Source organism: Paenibacillus sp. 2TAB23, assembly GCF_052115165.1.
Taxonomy (GTDB): Bacteria; Bacillota; Bacilli; order Paenibacillales; family Paenibacillaceae; genus Pristimantibacillus.
This window is the reverse complement of sequence record NZ_JBFRGD010000003.1, coordinates 171,624-196,033: the sequence shown is the minus strand read 5'-3', so window position 1 is coordinate 196,033 and position 24,410 is coordinate 171,624. Positions and strand designations below refer to the sequence as shown.

Genomic DNA, 24,410 nt, shown 5'->3' with positions numbered 1-24,410 from the left:
GAGTTGGTGTCCATGGGCCGTAAAGAAATGATCGCTATGCTGCTCGCAGGCGGAGAAGGTAAAAGATTAGGCGTGCTTACGAAGGATTTGGCGAAGCCAGCTGTTTATTTTGGCGGGAAATACAGAATTATCGATTTCACCTTGAGCAACTGTGCGCATTCAGGAATTGATACCGTAGGCGTGCTCACCCAATATCAACCGCTTGAGCTTAACCGCTATTTGGGAATCGGTAGCCCTTGGGGACTCGATAGAAGGGATGGGGGCATGACGATATTGCCGCCGTTCATGAAGCAAAAAGGCGGCGTTTGGTACAAAGGAACCGCTAATGCCATTTATCAAAATATGTCCTTCATAGAACCCTATAATCCGGAGTATGTTCTTATTATTTCTGGCGACCACATTTACAAAATGGATTACGAATTGATGCTTCAGCATCATAAACGCTCTGGCGCAGATGTCACAATTGCGGGCATCGAGGTTGACTGGAAGGAAGCTAGTCGATTTGGCGTCATGCACATTGATGATGAGGACCGTATCACGGCGTTCGAAGAAAAACCAAAAAATCCAACGAGCAATATCGCCTCCATGGGCGTTTATATTTTCACTTGGTCCGAGCTGCAAAAATATTTGATATACGATGAAGCAAGCCGCACCTCAAGCCATGATTTCGGCAAGGATCTGATCCCAGCAATGATGCGTGATGGAAAACGGCTGCATTCCTACCCGTTCAAGGGATATTGGAAGGATGTCGGTACGATCGAAAGCCTATGGGAAGCGAATATGGATCTTCTTGCGGATGAGCCTCCTTTGGAGCTCGCGGATGATGAATGGAGAATATACTCCGTAAATCCCAATCAGCCAGCTCAGCATATTGGAGCGCATGCCGAGGTTTCTGCTTCTTTAATTACGGAAGGGTGCTTGATCGAAGGCAGCGTGGATCGATCCGTATTGTTCTATGGGGTCAAGGCCGGCAAAGATACGGTTATATCGGAATCCGTTGTCATGCCGAACGTGCGAATCGGTGAGGGCGCACGCATTTACCGGGCTATTATAGGCGAGGGTGCAGTCATTCAAGCCGGTGTCACAATTGGAAGCCCGGAGGATGATGCCATTACGGTTATCGCTGTGGATCAATATGTAACGAACGATCATTTGCTGCAGGAGGTGGAGCACTCATGAAACATAAAGTCATGGGCGTCATTAATTTAATCCATGAGACGGATGAGCTGGAGCGTTTAACGCAAGGCCGCTGCCTCGCGACCGTTCCCTTTGGCGCCAGATACCGACTCATCGATTTCGTGTTGTCAAGCATGGTCAATTCCGGCATTTCGAAAGTAGCCGTGTTTGCGCATACCAAATATCGTTCGCTGATGGACCACCTCGGATCGGGCAAGCATTGGGATTTGCAGCATCGTCAAAGCGGTTTATTCGTTCTACCGCCTGCTACGGATGATATTCAAGAAATTAGCCGCGGTGATTTATATCATTTCTATCAACAACGTGATTATTTCAATCGGGCTTCGCTAGACTATGTGGTTATTACTCGCAGCCATATGGTATGCAATATCGACTTTGAGAAAGTCATTCAGTTTCATTTGGAGCGGGAAGCTGACATTACGGTTGTCTGCAAGCAGCAGCATGATTTGCTCACCGGCAAAGCCCGGAAGGTGAAGATGGACGACGAAGGACGTATAACAGCAATCCAGGACCATTATGGCCGTATGGCAAGCGACATCAACTCCATGGAGATGTATGTCATGCGGAAGGATCTGCTTATGGAGCTGGTAGAAACCTCACTGGCACAAGGACAGGATCATCTCGTTCGGCATGCTATTTTCTCTAGATTGGACCAATTGAAGGTTTTCGGATATATGTACGAGGGTTATCTAGGCGTTGTCAATACAATTGGCAGCTATTATCGCAATAATATGAATTTGCTGGATCCGGATGTGTGGAAGGAGCTTTTCTATCAACCAGGACCTATATTCACAAAGGTCAAAGATGAGCCTCCTGCACGTTACTTAGGAAGCTCCAAAGTAACGAATTCACTAATCGCTAACGGCTGCCGGATTGAAGGTACTGTCGTCAACAGCATTTTGTTCCGAGGCGTACATGTTCAGAAGGGTGCTATCGTAAGCAACAGCATCGTCATGCAAAACGGCATTATTGGCGAAGACAGCTTCTTGCAGCACAGCATTTTGGACAAGGATGTTCGAGTTGAAGCCGAGAGGGATATAAGAGGAGCGGCAAGCTCGCCGTTTTTAGCAGGGAAACGTAAAATCATTTAAATTCATATATGGCCGCGAATAATGCTATACACCGTGATAGGAACTAGATCGCTGTTTCTGATTGGGTTGATGCATTGCTGATGCGGCGTCCATAAGAAAGGAGAATCCTATGAACATTTTGTTCGCAACCTCTGAAGCGGTACCGCTTGCGAAGACAGGCGGACTTGCCGATGTTGCAGGGGCGCTCCCTAAGGCGCTGAACAAGCGGGGCGTTGATACCAGAGTTGTATTACCGAAATATGATGAGATTCCGGCTGCCCTTATTGGGCAGTTTGAGCAGATTGCTCATTTTACGGTTTCGTTCAGCTGGCGCAATCAATATTGTGGCTTGCTAAGAGCAGAGTTTGACGGTGTGACCTATTATTTAATCGATAATGAGCATTATTTCAAGCGCAAAGGTTTGTATGGCTATGGCGATGACGCGGAACGATTCGTGTTTTTCTGCTTTGCTGTGATGGAGGCTGTGCGGTATATGGATTTCCATCCGGATATCGTGCATTGCCATGATTGGCAAACGGGATTAATCCCTTTTCTGCTCAAAACGAGATATTATTACGATCCGGCATGGGCATATACGAAGTCGGTATTCACCATTCATAACTTGAAATATCAAGGCTTGTTCGGCATTGACTTGCTTATGGATTTGCTTGGCGTTGGATATGACATGTTTCAAGCCGATAGTTTGGAATTCCATGGCGCAGGGAGCTGCATGAAGGGTGGACTCGTATACGCTGACAAGCTGACGACGGTCAGCAGCACGTATGCGGAAGAAATACAAACGGAATATTTCGGCGAGAAAATGGACTCTCTGCTGCGTTACCGTTCCCAGGATTTGATTGGTATTGTGAATGGCATCGATGATGAGTTGTTCGATCCAATGAACGACAGTGCACTTGAGGTGCCTTACCGCGATTCACTGAGCAGGAAACGTAAGAACAAAGTCGAGCTCCAGCGGGAGCTGGGACTTCCGCTATCGGAGGATATCCCGCTTGTAGGCATTGTATCCCGTTTAGTCGAGCAGAAGGGATTCGATCTCATTGCAGCAACGCTTGAGGAGCTGCTGCTGCAAGAGGATGTGCAGTTTGTACTGCTTGGAGCAGGCGACGCGAAATACGAGCAGTTTTTTAATGACATGACCTACCGCTACCCAGACAAATTCAAAGTATGGATTGGCTATGATGATCGACTTGCCCGCAGAATTTACGCAGGCTCGGATATATTCGCAATGCCTTCACAATTCGAGCCATGCGGTTTAAGTCAGCTTCTGGCGCTGCGCTACCGTTCCGTGCCGGTTGTTCGCGAGACAGGCGGACTAAAGGACACGGTACAAGCCTACAACGAATATACTGGCGAAGGAAACGGCTTCAGCTTTGCGAATTACAACGCGCATGATTATATGTACACTATGCGCAGAGCACTTGCTCTGTATCGCAATGAGGAAGTCTGGAAGCAAATCGTGAGTAACGGCAGTAATGAAGATTACAGCTGGAATCGCTCCGCCAAAGCCTATATATCCGTTTACTCACAACTTTTAGCGCATCGAAAGGAGAAAGAATCATGGCCCGTCATCTTGTAATCGGCAACGGAAAGATGCTCCTTAATTTGGATCAGCACTGTTTCATTCGGGATATATATTATCCTTTTGTTGGGCAGTTAAATCACGTAGGCGGTCAATATTGCCGTTTAGGCGTATGGGTTGAGGGTGCTTTTAGCTGGCTGGATGAGCCGGAGTGGAAGTTTGATTTGGATTATATCGATGATTCGCTAGTAACGAATATTACAGCTAAGCATGAGGGGTTAGGCATTGAGCTTCATATGAATGACGGGATTCATCAGCGGGAATGCATTTATATCAAACGGGTTGTAATCCGCAATAAGTCTGACGTCACGAAAGAGGTTCGATTGTTTTTTCATCAAGACTTAATGATTGACGGCTCTGAGGTAGGGGATACGGCAGTGTATTATCCGGAAAACMATACGCTGTATCATTACAAGCGGAACAATTATTTTATGTTCAACGGTTTCTCGGATGAAGGCGGCATGACGCAGTACTCTACCGGTATCAAAAGATTTCATTCAGCGGAAGGTACGTGGCGCGACGCAGAAGACGGCGTATTGATGGGCAACTCAATCGCACAGGGTTCGGTTGACAGCACCATCAGCTTCCGCACGCTCGTCCCGCCACAAAACGAAAAAACGATTTATTATTGGATGTCTATCGGCCAAAACCTCGTAGAGGTGAAGGAGCTGAATCAGTATGTGCAGGATAACCATCCGGAAAAGCTGCTCAGCCGCATGGTGGTTTACTGGAAGCATTGGCTGCGCAGAGCAGAATCGGATCTTGGGGATTTGCCGCATGACGTAGTAAAAATGTTCAAACAAAGCCTGCTCCTCGTCCGTACGCAAGTAGATGAGCGCGGAGCCATATTAGCTGCGAATGATACGGACATCCTGCAATATAACCGCGATCATTATAGCTATATGTGGCCGCGTGACGGCGCCTTAATCGCAGATGCGATGTCAATGGCAGGATATCAGAGTGTTATTGCACCGTTTTTCCATTTCTGCGCGCAAGCCTTATCGCCCGATGGCTACCTATACCATAAGTACAATCCAGACGGAACAGTGGGATCCAGCTGGCATCCTTATATCGTGCAGGGAAGCAGGCGCCTGCCGATTCAAGAGGATGAAACAGCGCTTGTCCTGTTCGCCTTGTGGAAGGATTATTCGAGAAATCAAGTCATTGAGCTGCCGCAATCCTTATATAGCAACCTCATTCGAAAGGCTGCTTCATTCTTAAGCTCCTATATTGAGCCTTCGCTGTCGCTGCCGAAGCCGAGCTACGATTTGTGGGAGGAGCGGTACGGGATATGGACATACACCGTGGCATCCGTATATGGCGGTCTAATGGCTGCTTCATACTTCACAGACCTGTTCGGTGATTATGAACGGAGCGATCATTACAAGAGCACAGCTGAAATGATCAAGCAAGGCATGATCACCCATTTGTGGGATGAGGAAACGGGTAGATTCGCTCGCGGCTTGATCCAGAAGGATAATCGCTGGGTGAAGGATATGACGCTGGAGAGCAGCTTATTCGGTGTGCTGGAGTTCGGTGTCCTACCGGTTGACGATTATCGCGTCGTGCAGACGATGCTTGCAATCAAGGAAGGGCTGCAGGTCAAAACGCATATCGGCGGTATTGCCAGATATACGAATGATTATTATTTCCAGCAATCCGGAGAAATCGATAAGGTGCCCGGAAATCCATGGATTATTTGTACGCTATGGGTGGCTAACTTTGAGATTGATTCTGCGAAATCGCTTGAAGAGCTCGAAGGACCGCGCCAAACATTGCAATGGGTATCCGATCATGCTTTGCAAAGCGGCATGCTGCCTGAGCAGCTAAATCCATACGACGGATCGCCGCTATCCGTAGCACCGCTTACTTGGTCTCATGCAACGGTCGTTCACAGCGTAAGCAAATATGCGCAGAAATACAAACAGCTCAGGTTGGAAAAGGAAGCGAATAAAGACATTTAGCATGTCCGTATAGAACGAACAACATAAGAGCCCGTGTGCTGTTTTATTGAGCATACGGGCTCTTTTTTGCTGTGCCTAATAGGAAAGGAGACTGCTGCGTGAATGAAAAAAACGATATTACTTATAATACATAACGAAATATGCAGTCATTAAAATAAAATATTTTTCATAAATAATTATTGATTTGAGAAATTTTTTTTCATATAATTGAAAAGCTTGCTCAGCATAATTTTAAGACATCCTAGGAGGGCACACAAATGTTATTACTCATCGTATTGGCTGCCATCATTGTGCTTCTGCTGCTCATTACAGTAGCCAAGCTGAATCCGTTCGTTTCACTCATCGTAACTGCGATTGGTGTGGGAATCGCGACAGGAATGCCGCTGTTTACGACAGAAGCGGGCGGGACAGGCATAATTGATTCGATAAAGACCGGTATGGGCAATACGCTTGGTTTCCTAGCCATCGTTCTTGCTCTCGGCACAATGCTTGGTAAAATGATGGCTGAATCCGGCGGCGCTGAGAAAATCGCGCAAACGCTAATCAAACGGTTTGGTGAAAAAAACGTCCATTGGGCGATGATGTTCGTTGCGTTTATCGTTGGCATACCGGTTTTTTTCCAAGTGGGCTTCGTTCTATTAATTCCACTTGTATTCACAATCGCTCGGCAAACAGGCGTGTCTCTCGTGAAGATCGGCGTTCCGCTTGTAGCAGGGCTGTCAGTCGTGCATGGACTAGTGCCTCCACATCCGGCTGCGATGGCGGCGGTGGGGATATTTAATGCAGATGTAGGCATAACGATTTTATATGCGATCATTGTTGGTTTACCTACGGCCATCATTGCCGGCCCGCTGTATGGGCAATGGATCGGCAAGCGGATCCATAAAACGGTACCTAAGGAAATCGGTGACCAGCTTGCCGAAACCGATTCAACGAAAACATTGCCGGGGTTTTTCAATACGGTTTTAACGGTTCTCGTACCTGTAATCCTAATGCTCACAGCCTCCATCGCCGAGCTGTTTCTAGAGCAAGAAAGCTCTTTATACCAAGCTTTGCGGTTTATTGGAGATCCGGTCACGGCGCTCTTAATCGCCACGGTTTATTCATTTTTCAGTTTAGGATTTTTCAGAGGCTTGAGCAGAGAGACCGTACTTAAATTCTCTAACGACTGTCTGGCTCCAACGGCAACCATATTGCTTGTCATTGGCGCGGGCGGGGCTTTCAACCGGGTGCTGCTTGATTCCGGTATCGGAGAATATATTGCGGATTTGGCGACTTCATCCCATGTGTCACCCATTTTATTAGGCTGGGGAATCGCTGCTTTAATCAGGGTCGCGACAGGATCGGCAACGGTGTCGATGATGACAGCTGCAGGGATAGTGGCTCCTATTGCCGCGGTAGTGCCTGGAGCTAATTTAGAGCTGCTTGTGCTGGCGACCGGAGCAGGCTCGCTTATTTTGTCTCACGTCAATGATTCAGGCTTCTGGATGATCAAGGAATATTTCGGAATGACGGTCAAAGAAACGCTATTAACCTGGACCGCGCTTGAAACGATCATTTCTGTCACTGCGCTTATTCTAATTCTTGTGGTGGATATGGTTGTCTAGGCAAAAAGCAAAAAAAGGTGAACCGCAGGTTGTCAAACCAGCAGCTCACCTTTCTTCTGTACAGACAGATTGCTTATATTCGGGTATCGGAAATCGCTTCCCTTACTTTTTCTAATGATACGTTGGCACGATCCTTGTTAGCGATCATGACATTGACATAGAGCGCATCGATTAAGCTTAACTGACCAATTCGGGATGCTAGAGCCTCAGAGCGATATTCCGTTTCATCCGAGCTCGTATGAAGCGAAACGTTTGCGTGCTGGCTAATCGGTGATTTCGGAAAGCCGGTAATGGCAATCGTTTTGGCACCATTCTCGCCCGCAGTCTTCAATATACGAATCGTGTCTTTATTAGTGCCGGAATGCGAGATGACGACAGCGACATCATCCTTGGTCAGTTGCGCTGCGGACATTAACTGGAAATGGGCATCGGTAAAGGCAAAGGCTTGTTTGCCTGACCGGATGAATTTGTGAAAAGCATCCATGGCAATAACGCCAGAGCCGCCTATGCCGTAAAAGTGAACGCGGTTAGCGCGGGCGATCCACGCAACGGCTTTGGCAAAGTTATCGCCATCCAGAATTTGAAACGTATTTTCCAACGTTCTTATATTGGATTTGAATACTTTTTCCGCGATCGTTTTTTCATTATCATGTTCGTTGATTTCTTCATAGATTTGCTGCATTGGCGTCATAATTTCGGAAGCTAGCGCTATTTTCATCGCTTGATAGCCTTTATAGCCGATATGTTTGCAGAAGCGAAAAACGGTAGCTTCCGCGACATTCAAATCGTCTGCGATCTCGTTAATCGTGCTATGAATAATTTTTTCAGGGTTTTCTAAAATATAATTTGCTATTTTTTTTTCCTTTTCGCTGAATCTCGCATAATAAGAACGGATTTTTCCAAGCATGTTCTGAACCATGATAGTTGATTCCCCTCGTGTATCAGCATATTTCATGAGAAGTATAACATAAACGGAAGATTGATCCTATCTGAAGGGTTAATACGCTAGACAGACTTTTATCAGTAAAAAAAACATTTCAGGAGATGAGTAAAGATGGAGCTAGGGATTATCGGGCTGGGTAAAATGGGTTTCAATTTGATGCTGAACGTATTGGAGCATGAGCATCAAGCTGTCGTATTTGACGTCAATGCAGAAACAGTAGACAATGCTGCTGCCGAAGGGGCAAAGGGTACACGGTCTATCGAAGAGCTGATTCATGAGCTAAAAGCACCGCGTGTGGTGTGGATGATGGTACCGGCAGGAGAGCTAACAGAGACGGTTATTGATCAGGCAAGCCAATCACTTGAAGCAGGAGATATCCTCATTGACGGAGGCAATTCCAATTATAAGGACACCGTAAGAAGAGCAGAGAAGCTCTTGGAAAAAGGCATTCATTATCTGGACGTGGGGACAAGCGGAGGGACATCTGGCGCCAGAAACGGCGCATGTACGATGATCGGGGGAAGCAAGGCGGCATTCGACTCCATCGAGCAGCTATTCAAGGATATTTGCGTAGAGAATGGGTACTTGCATGCAGGTGAAAGCGGAAGCGGGCATTATTTGAAAATGGTGCACAACGGCGTTGAATACGGAATGATGCAAGCTATTGCAGAAGGGTTTGAGCTGTTGGAGAAAAGCGCCTACGATTTCGATTTCGAGAAGGTCGCAAGAGTATGGAACAATGGTTCTGTCATCCGCTCTTGGCTGATGGAGCTGTCGGAAAATGCATTCGCAAAGGATGCTCGCTTGGATGGCCTGAAAGGGATCATGCACTCTTCCGGCGAAGGCAAGTGGACATTAGAAACGGCTCTGGATTTGCAAACCGCGACACCGGTCATTGCCTTATCCCTGCTAATGAGATACCGCTCGCTTGAAGAGAATACGTTCTCCGGGAAAGTCGTGGCGGCGCTGCGCAACGAGTTTGGCGGGCATGACGTGGTAAGCTCATAAGTCGGCGGATTGAATAAATGAGGCAAGAGCGTTATTGTTATATTTATACAAGGGATAATAAACGTTCGTGCTATAACATAAGGGGGTATGGAGATGGCTACTAAATATGTGATTGGCGTAGATATTGGTACGACAAGCACAAAGTCGGTCCTGTTTACAGCAGAAGGTTCAATCGTTGCTAGTCACGGGATAGAATATCCGCTGCATTCACCGTCGCCAGCGATCGCGGAGCAGGATCCGGAGGAGATTTTTAACGCAGTATTGGGAACAATCGGACAAGCAATTGCCAAAAGCAATGTGCTTCCTGAAGATATTTTGTGCGTGTCCTTTAGCTCTGCCATGCATAGCGTCATCGCGGTCGATCATGACGGAATGCCCATTACGCGCTGCATTACCTGGGCGGATAATCGCAGCATAGAATGGACCAATAAAATTAAAAACGAGTGGAACGGACATCAAATCTATTTGCGTACAGGAACCCCTATTCACCCGATGTCGCCGTTATCAAAGCTTACATGGCTGCGCCATGACCATAAAGAGCTGTTTGACCGCGCGTATAAGTTTATCTCAATTAAAGAATATGTTTTCTTCAAACTGTTTGGCAGGTATGTGATCGACTACTCCATCGCTTCCGCAACGGGTCTGTTTAATCTTGTCAACTTGCAGTGGGACGAGGAAGCATTAAGCGTGGCAGGGGTAACCCCAGATCGTTTGTCAGAGCTTGTTCCGACCACCTACAAGCTGGAAGGCTTGTCTGAAGTCTACGCGAAGCAAATGAATCTGCCGGTCTCAATGCCGTTCGTAGTCGGAGCTAGCGACGGCGTACTCTCGAACCTTGGCGTCAACGCGATTGAACCGGGAGTTGTCGCGGTTACGATTGGGACAAGCGGAGCAATCCGCGCGGTAACGGACAAACCGGTAACGGATCCAAAAGGGAGGATTTTCTGCTACGCGTTAACGGAGAAGCTCTGGGTGATTGGCGGGCCTGTCAATAATGGCGGAATGATCTTTAGATGGGTGCGGGATCAAATTGGAACCGAGGAAGTCAGTCTTGCCAAGCAGCAGGGCATCGATCCTTACGAGCTGCTTACGGATCTTGCGGCAAAGGTGAAACCAGGCTCGGACGGACTAATTTTCCACCCCTACTTGTCGGGAGAGAGAGCGCCGCTTTGGGATGCGAATGCGCGAGGTTCCTATTTCGGGTTAGGTTTGCATCATAAGAAGGAGCATCTCATTCGTGCTGCTCTGGAAGGCGTTATTTTTAATTTATACAGCGTGCTGATGGCACTCGAAGAGCTGACTGGCAAGCCTTCGAAAATACAGGCAACAGGCGGATTTGCCAGATCAGAGCTATGGCGTCAGATGATGGCGGACATATTCGACCAAGAGCTTCATGTACCCGAAAGCATCGAGAGCTCATGCCTGGGCGCGGTCATCCTCGGGTTATACAGCTTAGGGGAGGTCGATTCCTTATCGGTCGTGGAAGATATGGTCGGAGGGTCGCATTTTCATTTACCTAATAAGAAAAATGCCGAAATCTACGCGGAGCTCATGCGCATTTATATACGAGTTTCAAGGCTTCTGACAGAGGAATACGCAAGCATTGCAGCTTTTCAACAAAAATATGTATAGCCTAAACAGCCGAGCAGCTCGGCTGTTTTTTTTGCGGTCATACGCATGGCTATGTCCCGTATTTTTTGGCATAAGTGCTGAGAGTGAGCATGGGCCAAATATAATTATTGCTCGGATAGTGGACATACACGCTGCCAGGAAGAGCGGAGCCTGTCGGATAGCTGTAAGCTGCGTCACGCTTCGCCAGCTGCTGCAGGAGAGCTTCCATCCCCTTTTCCATTGCGGGCGTAGGTTTATCGTACACGGCGATCAAAGCGTCAAGCGCCCATGCGGTTTGTGAAGGCGTGCTGGCATGAAGTGGCACATAATGCTTTACTTTATCGCTTGTGCAGGATTCTCCCCAACCGCCATCCGAATTCTGTATGCCTAGGAGCCATTTCAACCCTTTCCGGACAGCCGGATGGTCAGGCGATACGCCAACGGCCATCATGCCCTGAATAGCTGCTCCAGTACCATGGATATAAGCGATTCCCCATCTGCCGTACCAGCTGCCATCCCGTTTTTGCTGCGAAAGCACCCATCTCACACTATCGTCCAGCCACTGCTGGCTGATCGTCATTTCAAGCTCGTTACCGAGGAAGCCTAGCATACGGCACGTCAAGTCAACGGTTGATGGATCGGTTGAAATATCGGAGGAGCCTTCAAAGGTGAAAAAGCTTGCAGGAAGCTGTTTTCCTTTCCGTTCAAATGCAGGCCAGCCGCCATCCTCATTCCGCATTGCAAGTGTCCAATTCAACCCCCTTTGCCAATTGGCTATTAAGCCGTTCTCTTCCGTCGCGTATGGGCGCACTGCCCGAAGCGATGCAACGCTATCGTCGACGTCGGGGTATAGGGTATTCACATCGGAAAATCCCCAGCCTCCTGCAGGCGTATGAGGCATACGCATGGCCCAATCACCAGTACGGAATTGCTGTTTCTCCAGCAAGTAAGCCCCGGCTCGTTCCATGGCAGGATGGTGGGAAGGCAGTCCCGCTTCTCTTAACGCATAGCTGAGCATGGCGGTATCCCATATTTCAGAAGACGCAACCTGCAGATGAGGCCTGCCCTTGCAGATTAACGAAAGTATTCCTCCCAGCAGTCGGTTGACGGCAGGAGATTGGGGGGAGTAGTCTAATGCAACCAATGCTAAAATCATAAGAATCGTCGCGGTAGAATAGGTGAGCAGCGTGCCGTTTGGCTCGATCCGATCGAACATGAATTTCTCTGCACCCTCAAGTGCTTTCTCGGAATGCTGCTCAAGCAAGCTGGATAAAGGCAAGCTGGAGATAAAGCCGCTGAGTGCAGATATCCAAGTTGCGTCATTTGTGAAGGTGCGCGAGCTTCCGACATACAAGGCGGAGAGGTTAGGCATCGTTATCGAACGGAGTACAAATTGCTTATTGGCCATTATTAATATGGGGACGAGATGCACACGCGCATGTCCAGACAAGGAGAACAAGTCAAGGCCAATCCCGGAATCCGAGAAAAAAGCTTCAAGCGGAATCCGCAATAAACGCGGCCATTCTGCCTGGCCAGTTGCAGCTAGCATCACCTGCGTCAGCAAGCTGCGGGCTTCTGATAAGCCGCCGCGCTGAAGAATGAATTGCTTCGCATTCACCATACGCGGGTCGTCCTCGTAATAATACCCGGCGTATAGCAAGGCGAAATAAGCTTCGGCCGTCGCTTCCAAATTGCCTCCAGATTCATCGGGATACACTTTCCAAGACCCATTTGCCTCTTGCTTGGAAGCAATTCGAGCTGCCAGCATTCGGATAAGATGCTCATCAGCTCTGCCGAGCAATCGCATTACGATAATCAAGTAGCTATCTGTCATCGTTCCTGAATCAAAGCACATCCGCCAAGCTCCGTCTTGCGACTGCTGGCCTAGCAGATCTGCCGCCATTCGATCTATCTGTTCCCGAATTCGGTTCGAATCCATATGGCACGCTCACCCTTTGCAACCTTAGTTGCCATATGTATATGCATGATAAGGCGGCGAAAGTCGAGAACGGTAGCGATGTTTAGGGCACTTATGGTAGCGAACTTCAGTCAGATCCTGTCAGCAGCTTCTGAAGCAGCATCGTAACGGCCAAAGAGAGGGAAGCCTCTTTATGCCTGATGATAGAGAATTGCCGTTCAAATCTTGCGTTCTGAATGGGGAGCTCCATTAATTCCCCCGTCTCCAATTCTTTACGGACTACCCAGCGGGAGAGAAGTGCGATGCCTAAGCCAGCCAAGACCGCCTCCTTGACGCTTTGGCTGCTATTGAAGATGTAGGACCGTTTCTGTATGATCTTGTTTTCGGCGAAAAATTGATCGCTAAAGTCGCGGGTCCCAGACCCGCTTTCCCTCAGCACCCATATTTGGTCGTGAAGCTGCTTGGCATCCGCGATGCGAAGTGCTGCAAGCGGGTGTGCCGATGGGGCAATGATGATCATTTCATCTCTCATAAATGGCGTAATCACAAGATCCGAGGCGGATGTCTGACCTTCGATAAGCCCAATATCCAGCTCATTTGCCCTTACGGCTTGCACGATTTCCTCCGTATTCCCTATCGTCGCCTGCATGACGACTAGCGGGTATTTAGCTGCAAATTCTGCTATGCATCTGGGAAGCACATATTCACCAATCGTGAAGCTGGCTCCAATCTGAAGGAAGCCGGTAACTTCATTTTGCAATAAATGAATATCCTGTTTGGCTTCCTCGTACAAGCTTAGGATTTTCTTGGCCTTTTGGTACAATAGATCTCCAGCTTCTGTCAGCCGTACATACTTCGGAGACCGGTGAAGCAGCCTCGCGCCAAGCTCGTTCTCCAGATTGCGGATGTGCTGGCTTACGCCAGGCTGGGAAAGATTCAACAGCTCTGCTGCTCTAGAGAAATGGCGCTGTTCCGTAACGGCTATGAAGACACGCAGCGACTCTACTATCATAATAATCCCTCATTGTTAAATGTGATTTTAGTGAATATGTAGTTACAATAACGTATTATTTATTATTTATCTACATCTATCATAATAATTTGTAATGATTCAAATCGTTTATTCGTATTTCACTTTCATATCGACGAGCCTTATAGTGAATACAAATAGAGCTTGAAAATCAGTTTTCATCCAGAGGTGAATACAATGAACATGAGAAGCATGACGACTTTTCAATCAAACAAATGGATTGATTTCTCAATAGGAGTAGCAATGACAGCTGTCATTGCTATTGTCGCTAAGTATATGGTCCAGCTGCCGCTCTTGAATATAATGGGGCAGCTGGTTGTAGCCATTGTGATTGGAATGGCGCTGCGAGCATGGGGACTCATACCATCGGCAGCCAGCAGTGGAATTGCATTTTCGAGCAAAAGGCTGCTTCGATTAGGCATTGTTCTGCTCGGCATGCGTTTGAATATGCATGATATCTTGCAAGCCGGTCCGAAGGTATTCGCCCTGGCGGCCATTCATATTGTCTTTACAATCATTGTCGTTTATGGACTGAGCAAATGGATGGGAATCAGCAGGAACCTTGGACTTCTGACGGCCTGCGGAACAGCTATTTGCGGAGCGGCAGCAGTTGTTGCTATATCTCCGCAGCTGAAAGCCAGCCAAAATGAGACTGCCATTAGCGCAGCGACCGTGGCCATATTAGGCACTATATTTTCGATCGCCTATACGGCTCTTTATCCCTTATTGCATTTAAGCGCAGCAGGATACGGCATCTTCACAGGAGCAACGCTCCACGAAATCGCCCATGCAATCGCTGCGGCAGCGCCCGGAGGACAAATAGCCGTCGACATGTCAGTGATGGTGAAGATGACAAGAGTTGCGATGCTCGTCCCAGTGGCGATTGCAATCGGTATATGGAACACCCGGAGAGCGGGCGGCAATGAGAAGACGAATGTAAAAAGCTTTCCCGTTCCATGGTTCATAGTCGGTTTTCTTGCAACGAGCGGAATAAATACGTTAGGCATCATTCCTTCAGCGATAACGGAACTCTTGATTACAGGCGCCTATATGCTATTGGCGATGGCTATGGCTGGCCTAGGCTTAGGTGTTGATTTCGTCTTGTTCAGAACATTAGGCAAAAAGCCGTTTATCGCGGGCCTAATCGGTTCAATCCTATTAGCTGGACTTGGCTTGCTGCTCATCCATCTGTTTCATTTGGCGTAGAAAAATGAAAGATAGGGGCTAAATAGCCCCTATCTGCAGGATTAATTATGATAGTATCCGGAATTGCGTTCCTGCTGGCTAGTATGGGCAGCCTACGGGAGGAACCGGTCTTGGACGCKGATATTGGCGAATATGCTTGATCCGCGATTCTCCGGTCATCTCCATGCCATTGCCGATTTGAATGCTTGCTGAGGAGCCGGCGGCGATGACCTGAATGTTCCCAACCGTAATGTTCGGCGTGCAATTAACGCGTATGACGGACACGACTTCTCCATTATCGTAGTCGGGATCAACGAGTGCTGGCAGCGGGAGGTAGAATAACGAATAGGATTCAAAAAAGATGTCTCCTGCCGTCGTATGGTCTTCCTGCCTTTGGAGTGCGAGCGCTCGTATCTTTGCATGCGTCTCTGCACGGTCGCCGAATTGAATCGTACCCGCCTGCGCTACGCTTATGATACAGATCGTGCCAACGTTTGCCGTGCGGATTGGATACGTATGATCATCCTGGACATTCATTTGCGTCCCATCTCCTTCAAGATTCGCCCATGGTCCCGCCCGCGTCTTCAGGGAGCGGAAAGGGGGCGAGCGGACCGACGACTACGGATTCAGGAGGCGTATCGAACATGGAATACAAAGTGACGCTGTCGGTATCGCCTACCTGCAGCATGGATGCGCTCGATACGCCAAGAATCTCAATTTGACCAACGCACAAATGATGATTGACTACGGTGAATTGAAGCATTAAGCCATTCCTCCAGATGATGGCGATCCTGTCTGCAGCTGGCGCATGTAAGCATAAAGTGCTGCATCAGCATCCCTTCTCGTTTTAGCAAGGACGTCTGCTGCGGAAGCGGGATTATCTTCAGCCGCTTGCTTAGCTTCTGCGCCTTTTTCTTTTTTCTGCATATAGAAATGAATACGTGTAGGTACCTGTTTTCGAACATCTTCTATAATGATTTTTCGGTGATAAGGGTCCAGTGGAATGCCGAATTGATTCTCATAGGCTAACAATGTTTGCGGAGCCCCGGCATCCAAATAACGCGTCATTTCATTGAAAACCTCGTTATATACCGGGCTTTGGTCAGGTATTGTGGGTCCGGCAGACGGGAAAACCTCCGGCTTGGAAACGGCAAGCTGCTCAATGCTGCCTGGGAAGCTCTCATCGCCTATCCCTGGAGCAGTCATGCCGATGTTCAATGTGCCATCCAGCTTATCAACCTTCAATTGGTCGAAATGGTATTCAATGCTCTCGATGTTGTAAGTAGGGCGAGCTTCGAGCTGTTTGATCTGTTCACATAGATCAAGCACCTTTGCGCTGAGCGCCTCCAGCTGCTCTTGCTGCTCTTTAAGCTTGTTTTGCACCTCAAGAGACCACATTTGCCAAGGAGACAATGGGTTTGGCTGCTGCATGCGACTGCTCCTCCTTTACGTAGTAGGCTGGATGCTGCTTGCTAGGATGGATTGGGCAGCGGTACAAAAGAAAGTGGATTATCTGCTCCTAGCTGCGGCGCAGGTCCTGTGAATCCTCCTGTATTATAGAGCTGCGACAGCGAACGGATCGAGCCTGCGCTGCCGACCTGCAGCACGGAGCTGTTCGAAACACTGTCAACGCGAAGCTGATGAATCGTAATTTGCTGATGGATGGTGAGACTCATAAAGCATTCACTTCATTGCTCGTATTGTCTTGAACATCAGGATCGATCGAATTCGTCGCGCTCACAGCGTTGTTGGAGTTTGTTAGGCTGCCGGTTAGGAACGACCCTGATCCGGCATAGGTCTTGGAGCTGCTTGTAGGAGACACTTCCAAGGAATCGCCGAATTGAACGATGGAGCCGGACCCTATGCTTACGATTTTGACAAAACCGACTACTGCTGGCATAAGCATCCTCCTTTTGCATGGGATAGTTGAAATTGTGATATTCGTGTTACATCTTATGCGGCATTCGCCCAGAGGTTCCCTTCTTGCATGTATCCAAGGCAACAAAGGAAGCATATACTGGCAGAAGTGCTGGAAGGCGGGTGTTTGCTTGTGGCATCCAAATGGGATGATATGGAACGGTGGATGGAGAGGCAGCAGCTGCCAAAAGGGTTCGAGCTGCTTCGAGAGCCGGATTGGGTGGAGCAATATGTGCGCAAAATGATGACTAAAGCGCTGCCTGAAGCGGCAGGGGTCATGATCGGCGGAGGATCAGCATCCTTTTCCGAGACGCGGCATTTTGTTCATGTCAAAATAAATTTGCCTGACGGCTTTGATAAAGAGCAGCTGCGATTGTTCGTGCGTGAGGATCGATTGCGGCTTGAGGGATTGCCAGGGGGCAAGGTCGAGACGATTAAGCTGCCTAAGCTTGTGAAGCCTCGATTGTGCAAAACGCAGCTGCAGGATGCAGTGCTGAAAGTAAAGCTGCAGAAACGGCCGACAAACCGCAGCTTTCATGAAGCGATTGTTCGCTGGTAATGGAGATGGAGCGCCAATCGGGGCATGCATCGTTTGATGTGTGCTCTATTTGTCACGAAATCGACAGGGTTTACAGTTGGCTAAAGGCATCTCTATCCCTTATAATGTCTAATGAACATGTACATATTAGCAAAAAAGGGAGTGTGCTCGGTGTCACTAGTCGATGTAAGCAGTGTTTCTGCTTCGTTATTCATACTCGGAATCGTTTTTTTAATGCTTATTTTCGGATTGCTAAGCTTCGGAATTCTACGCATGTTCCAGCAAAAATTTCGGACAGGCTGGTTCAGCTTTGCTGGAGCTATCGTAAGCTTTGTCGTCTTTATGTTCATACTAAACAAATGGTATCTATAGTCGGCCTATAGGTTATCGCGACCGGAGGTAAAAGCTTGACCTGGACATTGATATGGTTTGTTGTTAATCTTTTTTTCGTTGTTTCCGTTGTTGCCTATATGTTTATGCATCGCTCCTACACGGAGGCGAAGCGGCAGTCAAACGACGCCGCGATTATTAGAAAGCTCAATATGCGGCGAATGCTGGTAGGCATTCTAAGCATCGTGCTGTTCGTGGCCATGTCTGCGAGCTTTATGATTAATATGAGATTGAATGGATAAGTAAAGGCTCTCATTGACGAGAGCTTTTTTTTTCGTCATTATGGAGGTATACCATTTTTAGTCCGGAGGATCGACATATGCATACAATAGAAGACATTATACGACGCATGTCTAGTCAAGGATTGAGAATCACGGACCAGCGAAAAACGTTGGCTAAGCTATTTTCGGAGACGCAAGGTTATTTGGCTCCTAAAGAAGTTTATGAGTATATGGGTAAATCGTATACAGGGCTCAGTTTTGATACCGTGTACCGCAATCTGCGCGTGATGGAAGAGCTTGGCGTGCTGGAACAGGTTATATTCGAGGATGGCGGCAAGTTTAAGCTTCATTGCAGAGAGCTTGACCATCATCACCATATGATATGCCTGCAATGCGGCAAAACGTATCCGATTACGTTTTGCCCGATGGAACAAACGAACGTACCGGATGATTTTCAAGTCGTAAAGCATAAATTCGAAGTGTTCGGCTACTGCAAAGCATGCGTGCAGGAAGAGTCCGCGGCAAGCGGAGTGTAATGCCAGATAAACGAGTAATGCGTAGAGTGACGCAGGCCCCGATTCATTTCTATCGCAAGGTAATCTCGCCGCTTACGCCGCCGTCATGCCGATTCTACCCTACATGCTCCATGTATGCGCTTGAGGCGATTGAGAAGCATGGAGCCGCGAGAGGATCATGGCTTGCCATGAAGAGAATTGCGCGCTGCCATCCCTTTCATGCCGGAGGCTATGATCCGGTGCCGCCAGTACCGGGTTCTAAGATAGATGCACCTTGACAGAAGGGGATCTATTTCGGTATATTTTGAATCATAAAGGGCTACAATGTTAGCAATATTTCTCCATATATCCGAGGAACGGATAAGTATAATAGTACAGCCTTGACAGAGAGCCGGGAAAGATGCTGGAAGCCGGCAAGGAACGCTATTAGAAAATGGTCCGGGAGGATTCGTTCTCAAGCCGCAGCGCATGTGCTGGGTAAGGGGGCGACGCGAAGCTGGCGTTAACGGCGATAGCCGCCTGCGAGGCGGCACACGAAGCTTTCTGGAACGGTCGGACCATTCCGCTAATTCTGGATTGAAATTTGGGTGGTACCGCGTGAGTTACAACTCTCGTCCCATATGGACGGGAGTTTTTTGCGTTTTTTAACGTTAAATTGAAAAGAGGAGGCAGTCTGATGACGAAAAAAAATACGTTTTATATTACGACGCCGATCTATTATCCCAGCGACAAGCTTCATATCGGGCATGCTTACACAACGGTAGCTGGCGATGCAATGGCCCGGTACAAGCGCTTGCGCGGCTTTGACGTATGGTATTTGACGGGAACAGATGAGCACGGCCAGAAGATCGAGCGAAAAGCGAAGGAAAAGGACCAGACCCCGCAGCAGTTTGTTGATGATATTGTCGTGGGGATCAAGGAGCTTTGGGCAAAGCTCGAAATTTCCAATGATGATTTCATCCGTACGACAGAGGATCGTCATAAGGTGATCGTAGAGAAAATCTTCGCCCAGCTGCTGGCGCAAGATGATATATACAAGGGGACATACGAAGGCTGGTACTGTACGCCATGCGAATCGTTTTTCTTGGAGCGTCAGCTTGAGAATGGAAATTGTCCGGACTGCGGCCGTCCTGTCGAGCTCGTTAAAGAGGAGAGCTATTTCTTCCGTATGAGCAACTATGCTGACCGTCTCCTGCAATATTATGAGGATAATCCTGGCTTCATACAGCCGGAATCACGCAAGAACGAAATGATCAACAACTTTATTAAGCCTGGTCTCGAGGATTTGGCTGTATCACGGACGACATTTGATTGGGGCGTAAAGGTTCCAGGCGATGCTAAGCATGTCATCTACGTGTGGATTGATGCGTTGTCCAACTATATTACGGCTCTAGGCTATGGAGATGAAGGAAAGGATCAGAAGTACCGCGACTTCTGGCCTGCAGACGTTCATCTGGTAGGGAAGGAAATCGTACGTTTCCATACGATTTATTGGCCGATCATGCTGATGGCGCTGGATCTTCCGCTTCCGAAGAAAGTTTTTGCGCATGGCTGGCTGCTGATGAAGGATGGCAAAATGTCGAAGTCGAAGGGCAACGTCGTAGATCCGGTCATGCTGATCGACCGGTACGGGCTGGATGCGCTTCGTTACTATCTCCTACGTGAAGTTCCGTTTGGCGCTGATGGGACATTTACGCCGGAAAATTTCGTTGAGCGGATCAACTTCGACTTAGCGAACGATTTGGGCAACTTGCTGAACCGGACAATCGCGATGGTTGACAAATATTTCGATGGAGCAATTCCAGCTTTCGCAGGCGCAGTAACGGATTTTGATGAATCGTTGCAGAGATTGTCCACGGAAACGGTCGAACAGGTAGAATCTGCGCTTGAAAATATGGAGTTTTCGGTAGCGCTAGCTTCGCTTTGGCAGCTTGTTAGCCGGACAAACAAATATATCGACGAAACGCAGCCTTGGGCGCTTGCAAAGGATGAAGCCAAAAAAGGCGAGCTAGCTTCCGTTATGCATCATCTGGCGGAATCATTACGCATTGTATCCATTTTGCTGCAGCCGTTCTTGACTCATTCCCCTAGGGAAATGTGGAAGCAGCTTGGCATCGAGCAGGGAGATCTAACGTCGTGGGAGAGCACGAAACAATTCGGTGCTTTGCCAGGCGGTACGAAAGTAAGCAAAGGCTCGCCGCTGTTTCCGCGGCTTGATACGCTCGAAGAAGCTGCTTTTATCGCAGCTGCAATGGGCGGCGGAGCTGAGCAGACACAAGCTGCTGAGCAGAAGAGCGACGCGGCAGCAACAGCAGCAGACGCTTCGAATGAGACGAAAGCTGTGCCAACGGACAGCAAAGAAGAAATTGCAATCGATGACTTTGCTAAGGTAGAGCTTCGCGTTGCGCAGGTTATTGCAGCAGAGCCCGTCCATAAAGCGGATAAACTGCTAAAGCTGCAGCTTGACCTTGGCTATGAACAGAGACAGGTTGTTTCTGGCATTGCAAAATTTTATACGCCGGAGCAGATGATAGGGCGCAAGGTGATATGCGTGACGAATCTGAAGCCGGTTAAGCTGCGCGGTGAATGGTCACAGGGCATGATTCTTGCCGCTTCGCATGGCGATCAGCTGACTCTCTCTACGGTGCCGGATGATATGCCAAATGGTGCGGTAGTGAAATAGAAGTAATGGATTTGCTGTTAGCAAGGAAGGGTGTTCTGGCTGTCGAGAGACAGCGAGGGCGCCCTTTTTTTATTTCTAACTATGGAATGTTGTTCATAGACTTTTAACTGCTTGATTTGGTCCAAATAAATAACTATACCGATACGGTCCAATATTCAGCCTATCTAGTTATCCAGCAGACGGGGTTGACAGTCTTGCAAAAGGCGTCGTATAATACAAAACGTAATAATAACGATTACGAAGAAGATTTGGAATGGAGAGATTATAAAATGAGTAAAGCATCAAAAAAAATACGCAACGCATCGCTGGGTATGCTTTTGACAGCCATGCTGCTTTTCGCGGCAGCCTGCGGCAATAATACGGAAAATACATCGCCTGCTGCGAGTGCTACAAATGCGGCTAATACATCGAATGGAAATTCGGGTACGGATGAAGCGGCAAAGCCGATAAGCGTAGTAACAAGCTTTTATCCCCTTTATTTTCTTGCATCCGAAATCGGCGGCAGCCATGTTGCTGCTGTTAATCTAGTAGCAGCCGGTGTCGAGCCGCATGATTGGACGCCGAAAAGCCGTGATTTGGACACCGCTTCCGATGCTCAGCTTTTTCTTTATCACGGAGCCGGTCTTGAGGGATGGGTTGACGGATTTTTAAAGGGTTTGTCTAAAGACAGCACAGTCGTGACCAAGGAAATCAGCACAGGCATCACTTTGCTGGACGGCTCGGAAGAGGAACATGCGGATGAGCACGAGCATGAACATGAAGAAGAGCATGCAGATGAGGAAGCGCATGATCACGGAGGATTAGATCCCCATACGTGGGTAAGCCCGAAATCGGCGCTAAAGCTGGCTGAGAACGTGAAGAACAGTTTAATGGAAGTCGATAGTGCCAACCAAGCTGACTACGAAGCCAATTATAAGGCGCTCATTGCAAAGCTGGAAGTGATTGACGGGGAGTATACCGCTAAGCTTGGGCAAACGGCTAATAAGAATATCGTAACCTCGCATCAGGCGTTCGGATATTTGGCTCGGGATTATGGGCTCAAGCAGGTATCCATCATGGGTTTAAGCCCAGATGCGGAGCCGCGCGCGCAGGATATGCTGGAAATTGCGAAGTTCGTAAAAGCAAACGGCGTCAAATATATCTTCTTTGAGGAGCTCGTATCCGATCAGTTGGCGCAGACGCTGGCTAGCGAGGCTGACGTGGAGACGATGGTTCTTAATCCGCTTGAAGGCTTGACGAACGACCAAGAAAAGAGCGGGGAAAATTACTTAACGCTTATGGAACGAAACTTGCAAAATCTTGTGCAAGCTTTACAATAGAACAAAAGGCAATCCTACGGAGCTGATTCAGCTCCGTATTGCTGTGAGGAGAGAAATAATGGCGCAAGCAAATCGATTGACAAATACAGGCGCTAATTGCCACCAAGAGGTTATCTCGTTGGAAGACGTTTCCTTTTCATTTCAGCAGCAGTCTGTTATTTCGGATCTCAGCTTTGCGGTGAAGGAACGCGACTTTATCGGATTGATTGGAACGAACGGCGCTGGCAAAACAACATTGTTGCGGATGATTGTCGGCTTGCTGAAGCCAACGAGCGGAACAATTCGTTTATTCGGCGAAAAGCTCGACCGCTTCAAGCAGTGGGAGAGAATTGGCTACGTACCTCAGAAAAATTCATTAAATCCGTTGTTTCCGGCGACAGTTCGTGAGGTTGTGCTATCAGGCCTGTTTGGTCGGAGCAAACTGTTCAAGCGAATGACCAAAGAGGATTACAAGAAATGCGATGATGCCTTGCATGCGATGGGCATTGATGATTTGCAGGACAAGCGTATCGGCCAGCTGTCAGGCGGTCAGCAGCAGCGCGTTTTTTTGGCCAGGGCGCTCATTAACAATCCTTCGCTGCTCATATTGGATGAGCCTACGGTAGGTATCGATACCGAGACGCAGGAAAGCTTTTTTCATATGATCAAGCATATGCATCAGCATCATAACATCACGTTCCTGATGGTATCGCATGATCTGGACATGATTCGTTCTTATCTCGGACAGGAACCGGCTGCGTCGAACGGAAAGCTTAAATTTCATATTAAGCATTCGCATGAAACGCAGGATTGCGTCGAGAATGATCTGGCGCATAGCTTAAAAGGACTTAGAGAGCAAATGGAGAGCAGGAAAGAGGTTGTTTTGATTGGAGATCGTAACTAGCGAGTTTTTTCAAAGGGCCCTTATTGGCGGGTTGCTCATTGGGGTAACTGCTCCGCTGATGGGCTTATTTCTTGTGCTCCGCAGGCTGTCCATGATTGGGGATACGTTGTCTCATGTCTCGATAGCAGGCGTAGCACTTGGGTTTTTAATCGGGGTATACCCGATCGCGGTCGGATTAATATTCGCCATTGCCGCTTCCTTTGCCATAGAAAAGCTTCGCAAAGCATATAAATCTTATGCGGAGCTGTCCATTGCAATCATCATGAGCGGCGGAGTTGCGCTAGCCTCTTTGCTGTTCACGATGGGGAAAGGCTTCAACAACAATGTGAACAGCTATCTATTCGGCAGCATCTATACACTTAACAGCACAGACCTATATGTGATTGGCGGCGTTACGGTCGTCGTCCTCATTGCCATTTGGTCCCAGGTGAAGGAGCTTTTTTTGATTACCTTCGATGAGGATGCGGCTGCGGTCAGCGGCTTGCCCGTGAAATTCTATAATGTTATGATTAGCGTGCTTACTGCGCTTGTTATTAGCGTCTCGATCAAAATCGTTGGCGCGCTTCTGGTATCAGCATTGCTCACGATTCCTGCTGCTTGCAGCTTGATTATTGCAAGAAGCTTTCGTCAAAGTGTAATTACCGTAGTCATCATTGGCGAGCTGACGGTAGTAGCAGGCTTGTTGATCGCAGGAATATGGAATCTAGCGCCAGGCGGAACGATCGTGCTGCTGCTGATCGCAGTTTTGCTTTTATTGCTCGTATTTCGGCGCGGAGTACGCGCTGGCAGTTGATTGTCGATAGGGGGAAAT

General features: G+C 48.2%; 25 protein-coding genes. 17 read left to right on the top strand and 8 right to left on the bottom strand.

Annotated features, from left to right (window positions below; genetic code table 11):
- The first annotated feature begins 12 nt into the window (after nucleotides 1–12).
- The 5 genes from AB4Z29_RS06145 (at nucleotide 13) to AB4Z29_RS06125 (ending at nucleotide 7,438) form a co-directional block, all read left to right on the top strand.
- On the top strand, nucleotides 13–1,179 hold the full coding sequence (locus tag AB4Z29_RS06145; RefSeq protein ID WP_441942190.1) for a glucose-1-phosphate adenylyltransferase: 1,167 nt from the start codon (nucleotides 13–15) through the stop codon (nucleotides 1,177–1,179).
- Nucleotides 1,176–2,288 (top strand): glucose-1-phosphate adenylyltransferase subunit GlgD, encoded by a 1,113-nt coding sequence (gene glgD, locus AB4Z29_RS06140; RefSeq protein WP_441942189.1) that lies wholly within the window; start codon nucleotides 1,176–1,178, stop codon nucleotides 2,286–2,288. The genes AB4Z29_RS06145 and glgD overlap by 4 nt, the downstream gene beginning before the upstream one ends.
- A 109-nt stretch (nucleotides 2,289–2,397) precedes the next feature.
- A complete protein-coding gene (glgA, locus tag AB4Z29_RS06135) occupies nucleotides 2,398–3,864 on the top strand; it encodes a glycogen synthase GlgA (RefSeq protein WP_441942188.1) in 1,467 nt (488 codons plus the stop codon).
- Nucleotides 3,846–5,831: a glycoside hydrolase family 15 protein gene (locus tag AB4Z29_RS06130; RefSeq protein WP_441942187.1), complete on the top strand. Its 1,986-nt coding sequence runs from the start codon at nucleotides 3,846–3,848 to the stop codon at nucleotides 5,829–5,831. The genes glgA and AB4Z29_RS06130 overlap by 19 nt, the downstream gene beginning before the upstream one ends.
- Before the next feature lie 257 nt (nucleotides 5,832–6,088).
- Entirely contained in the window at nucleotides 6,089–7,438 is a 1,350-nt protein-coding gene (locus AB4Z29_RS06125; RefSeq protein WP_441942186.1) for a GntP family permease, read from the top strand.
- 73 nt (nucleotides 7,439–7,511) lie between these two features.
- Here AB4Z29_RS06125 and AB4Z29_RS06120 read toward each other — a convergent pair whose 3' ends face one another.
- Nucleotides 7,512–8,357: a MurR/RpiR family transcriptional regulator gene (locus AB4Z29_RS06120; protein ID WP_441942185.1), complete on the bottom strand. Its 846-nt coding sequence runs from the start codon at nucleotides 8,355–8,357 to the stop codon at nucleotides 7,512–7,514.
- A 135-nt stretch (nucleotides 8,358–8,492) separates the two neighbouring features.
- Between AB4Z29_RS06120 and gnd the strand changes: the two genes are divergently transcribed.
- Nucleotides 8,493–9,389, top strand: coding sequence for a phosphogluconate dehydrogenase (NAD(+)-dependent, decarboxylating) (gnd, locus tag AB4Z29_RS06115; protein ID WP_441942184.1), 897 nt, complete (start codon nucleotides 8,493–8,495; stop codon nucleotides 9,387–9,389).
- Nucleotides 9,390–9,482: 93 nt separating this feature from the next.
- Entirely contained in the window at nucleotides 9,483–11,021 is a 1,539-nt protein-coding gene (gene gntK, locus AB4Z29_RS06110; protein WP_441942183.1) for a gluconokinase, read from the top strand.
- 49 nt (nucleotides 11,022–11,070) lie between these two features.
- On the opposite strand, the gene AB4Z29_RS06105 is transcribed toward gntK, so the two are convergent.
- Nucleotides 11,071–12,939, bottom strand: coding sequence for a squalene cyclase (locus AB4Z29_RS06105; RefSeq protein ID WP_441942182.1), 1,869 nt, complete (start codon nucleotides 12,937–12,939; stop codon nucleotides 11,071–11,073).
- Between the two features lie 106 nt (nucleotides 12,940–13,045).
- The gene (locus AB4Z29_RS06100) at nucleotides 13,046–13,930 is read right to left on the bottom strand and encodes a LysR family transcriptional regulator (RefSeq protein WP_441942181.1); all 885 of its coding nucleotides are present in this window, start codon (nucleotides 13,928–13,930) and stop codon (nucleotides 13,046–13,048) included.
- Nucleotides 13,931–14,131: 201 nt separating this feature from the next.
- Here AB4Z29_RS06100 and AB4Z29_RS06095 point away from each other — a divergent pair, with 201 nt between their 5' ends.
- A complete protein-coding gene (locus AB4Z29_RS06095; RefSeq protein WP_441942408.1) occupies nucleotides 14,132–15,154 on the top strand; it encodes a YeiH family protein in 1,023 nt (340 codons plus the stop codon).
- Between the two features lie 78 nt (nucleotides 15,155–15,232).
- On the opposite strand, the gene AB4Z29_RS06090 is transcribed toward AB4Z29_RS06095, so the two are convergent.
- The 5 genes from AB4Z29_RS06090 to AB4Z29_RS06070 are packed head-to-tail and all read right to left on the bottom strand — an operon-like array spanning nucleotide 15,233 to nucleotide 17,033.
- Nucleotides 15,233–15,670 carry a spore germination protein GerPE gene (locus AB4Z29_RS06090; RefSeq protein ID WP_441942180.1) on the bottom strand — a complete coding sequence of 146 codons (438 nt, stop codon included), beginning with the start codon at nucleotides 15,668–15,670 and terminating at the stop codon, nucleotides 15,233–15,235.
- Between the two features lie 16 nt (nucleotides 15,671–15,686).
- Nucleotides 15,687–15,896: a hypothetical protein gene (locus tag AB4Z29_RS06085; protein ID WP_441942179.1), complete on the bottom strand. Its 210-nt coding sequence runs from the start codon at nucleotides 15,894–15,896 to the stop codon at nucleotides 15,687–15,689.
- Nucleotides 15,896–16,564, bottom strand: coding sequence for a spore germination protein GerPC (gerPC, locus tag AB4Z29_RS06080; protein ID WP_441942178.1), 669 nt, complete (start codon nucleotides 16,562–16,564; stop codon nucleotides 15,896–15,898). Before gerPC ends, AB4Z29_RS06085 begins: the two co-directional genes overlap by 1 nt.
- 41 nt (nucleotides 16,565–16,605) lie before the next feature.
- Entirely contained in the window at nucleotides 16,606–16,809 is a 204-nt protein-coding gene (locus AB4Z29_RS06075; RefSeq protein WP_183571596.1) for a spore germination protein GerPB, read from the bottom strand.
- The gene (locus AB4Z29_RS06070) at nucleotides 16,806–17,033 is read right to left on the bottom strand and encodes a spore germination protein (protein WP_441942177.1); all 228 of its coding nucleotides are present in this window, start codon (nucleotides 17,031–17,033) and stop codon (nucleotides 16,806–16,808) included. Before AB4Z29_RS06070 ends, AB4Z29_RS06075 begins: the two co-directional genes overlap by 4 nt.
- Nucleotides 17,034–17,120: 87 nt before the next feature.
- Here AB4Z29_RS06070 and AB4Z29_RS06065 point away from each other — a divergent pair, with 87 nt between their 5' ends.
- The 9 genes from AB4Z29_RS06065 (at nucleotide 17,121) to AB4Z29_RS06025 (ending at nucleotide 24,392) form a co-directional block, all read left to right on the top strand.
- Nucleotides 17,121–17,609, top strand: coding sequence for an Hsp20/alpha crystallin family protein (locus AB4Z29_RS06065; RefSeq protein ID WP_441942176.1), 489 nt, complete (start codon nucleotides 17,121–17,123; stop codon nucleotides 17,607–17,609).
- A 150-nt stretch (nucleotides 17,610–17,759) separates the two neighbouring features.
- Nucleotides 17,760–17,960 (top strand): hypothetical protein, encoded by a 201-nt coding sequence (locus AB4Z29_RS06060; RefSeq protein ID WP_183571600.1) that lies wholly within the window; start codon nucleotides 17,760–17,762, stop codon nucleotides 17,958–17,960.
- 35 nt (nucleotides 17,961–17,995) lie between these two features.
- Nucleotides 17,996–18,220: a hypothetical protein gene (locus tag AB4Z29_RS06055; RefSeq protein WP_183571602.1), complete on the top strand. Its 225-nt coding sequence runs from the start codon at nucleotides 17,996–17,998 to the stop codon at nucleotides 18,218–18,220.
- A 77-nt stretch (nucleotides 18,221–18,297) separates the two neighbouring features.
- Nucleotides 18,298–18,735, top strand: a complete 438-nt coding sequence (locus AB4Z29_RS06050; protein ID WP_183571604.1) for a Fur family transcriptional regulator — start codon at nucleotides 18,298–18,300, stop codon at nucleotides 18,733–18,735.
- Nucleotides 18,736–18,752: 17 nt separating this feature from the next.
- Nucleotides 18,753–18,992: a membrane protein insertion efficiency factor YidD gene (gene yidD, locus AB4Z29_RS06045; RefSeq protein WP_441942407.1), complete on the top strand. Its 240-nt coding sequence runs from the start codon at nucleotides 18,753–18,755 to the stop codon at nucleotides 18,990–18,992.
- 398 nt (nucleotides 18,993–19,390) lie between these two features.
- Entirely contained in the window at nucleotides 19,391–21,397 is a 2,007-nt protein-coding gene (gene metG / locus AB4Z29_RS06040; protein WP_441942175.1) for a methionine--tRNA ligase, read from the top strand.
- Nucleotides 21,398–21,666: 269 nt separating this feature from the next.
- Nucleotides 21,667–22,716, top strand: a complete 1,050-nt coding sequence (locus AB4Z29_RS06035) for a metal ABC transporter solute-binding protein, Zn/Mn family (RefSeq protein ID WP_441942174.1) — start codon at nucleotides 21,667–21,669, stop codon at nucleotides 22,714–22,716.
- Between the two features lie 58 nt (nucleotides 22,717–22,774).
- The gene (locus AB4Z29_RS06030) at nucleotides 22,775–23,599 is read left to right on the top strand and encodes a metal ABC transporter ATP-binding protein (RefSeq protein ID WP_441942173.1); all 825 of its coding nucleotides are present in this window, start codon (nucleotides 22,775–22,777) and stop codon (nucleotides 23,597–23,599) included.
- Nucleotides 23,583–24,392, top strand: a complete 810-nt coding sequence (locus tag AB4Z29_RS06025; RefSeq protein ID WP_441942172.1) for a metal ABC transporter permease — start codon at nucleotides 23,583–23,585, stop codon at nucleotides 24,390–24,392. Before AB4Z29_RS06030 ends, AB4Z29_RS06025 begins: the two co-directional genes overlap by 17 nt.
- The last annotated feature ends 18 nt before the right edge of the window (nucleotides 24,393–24,410 follow it).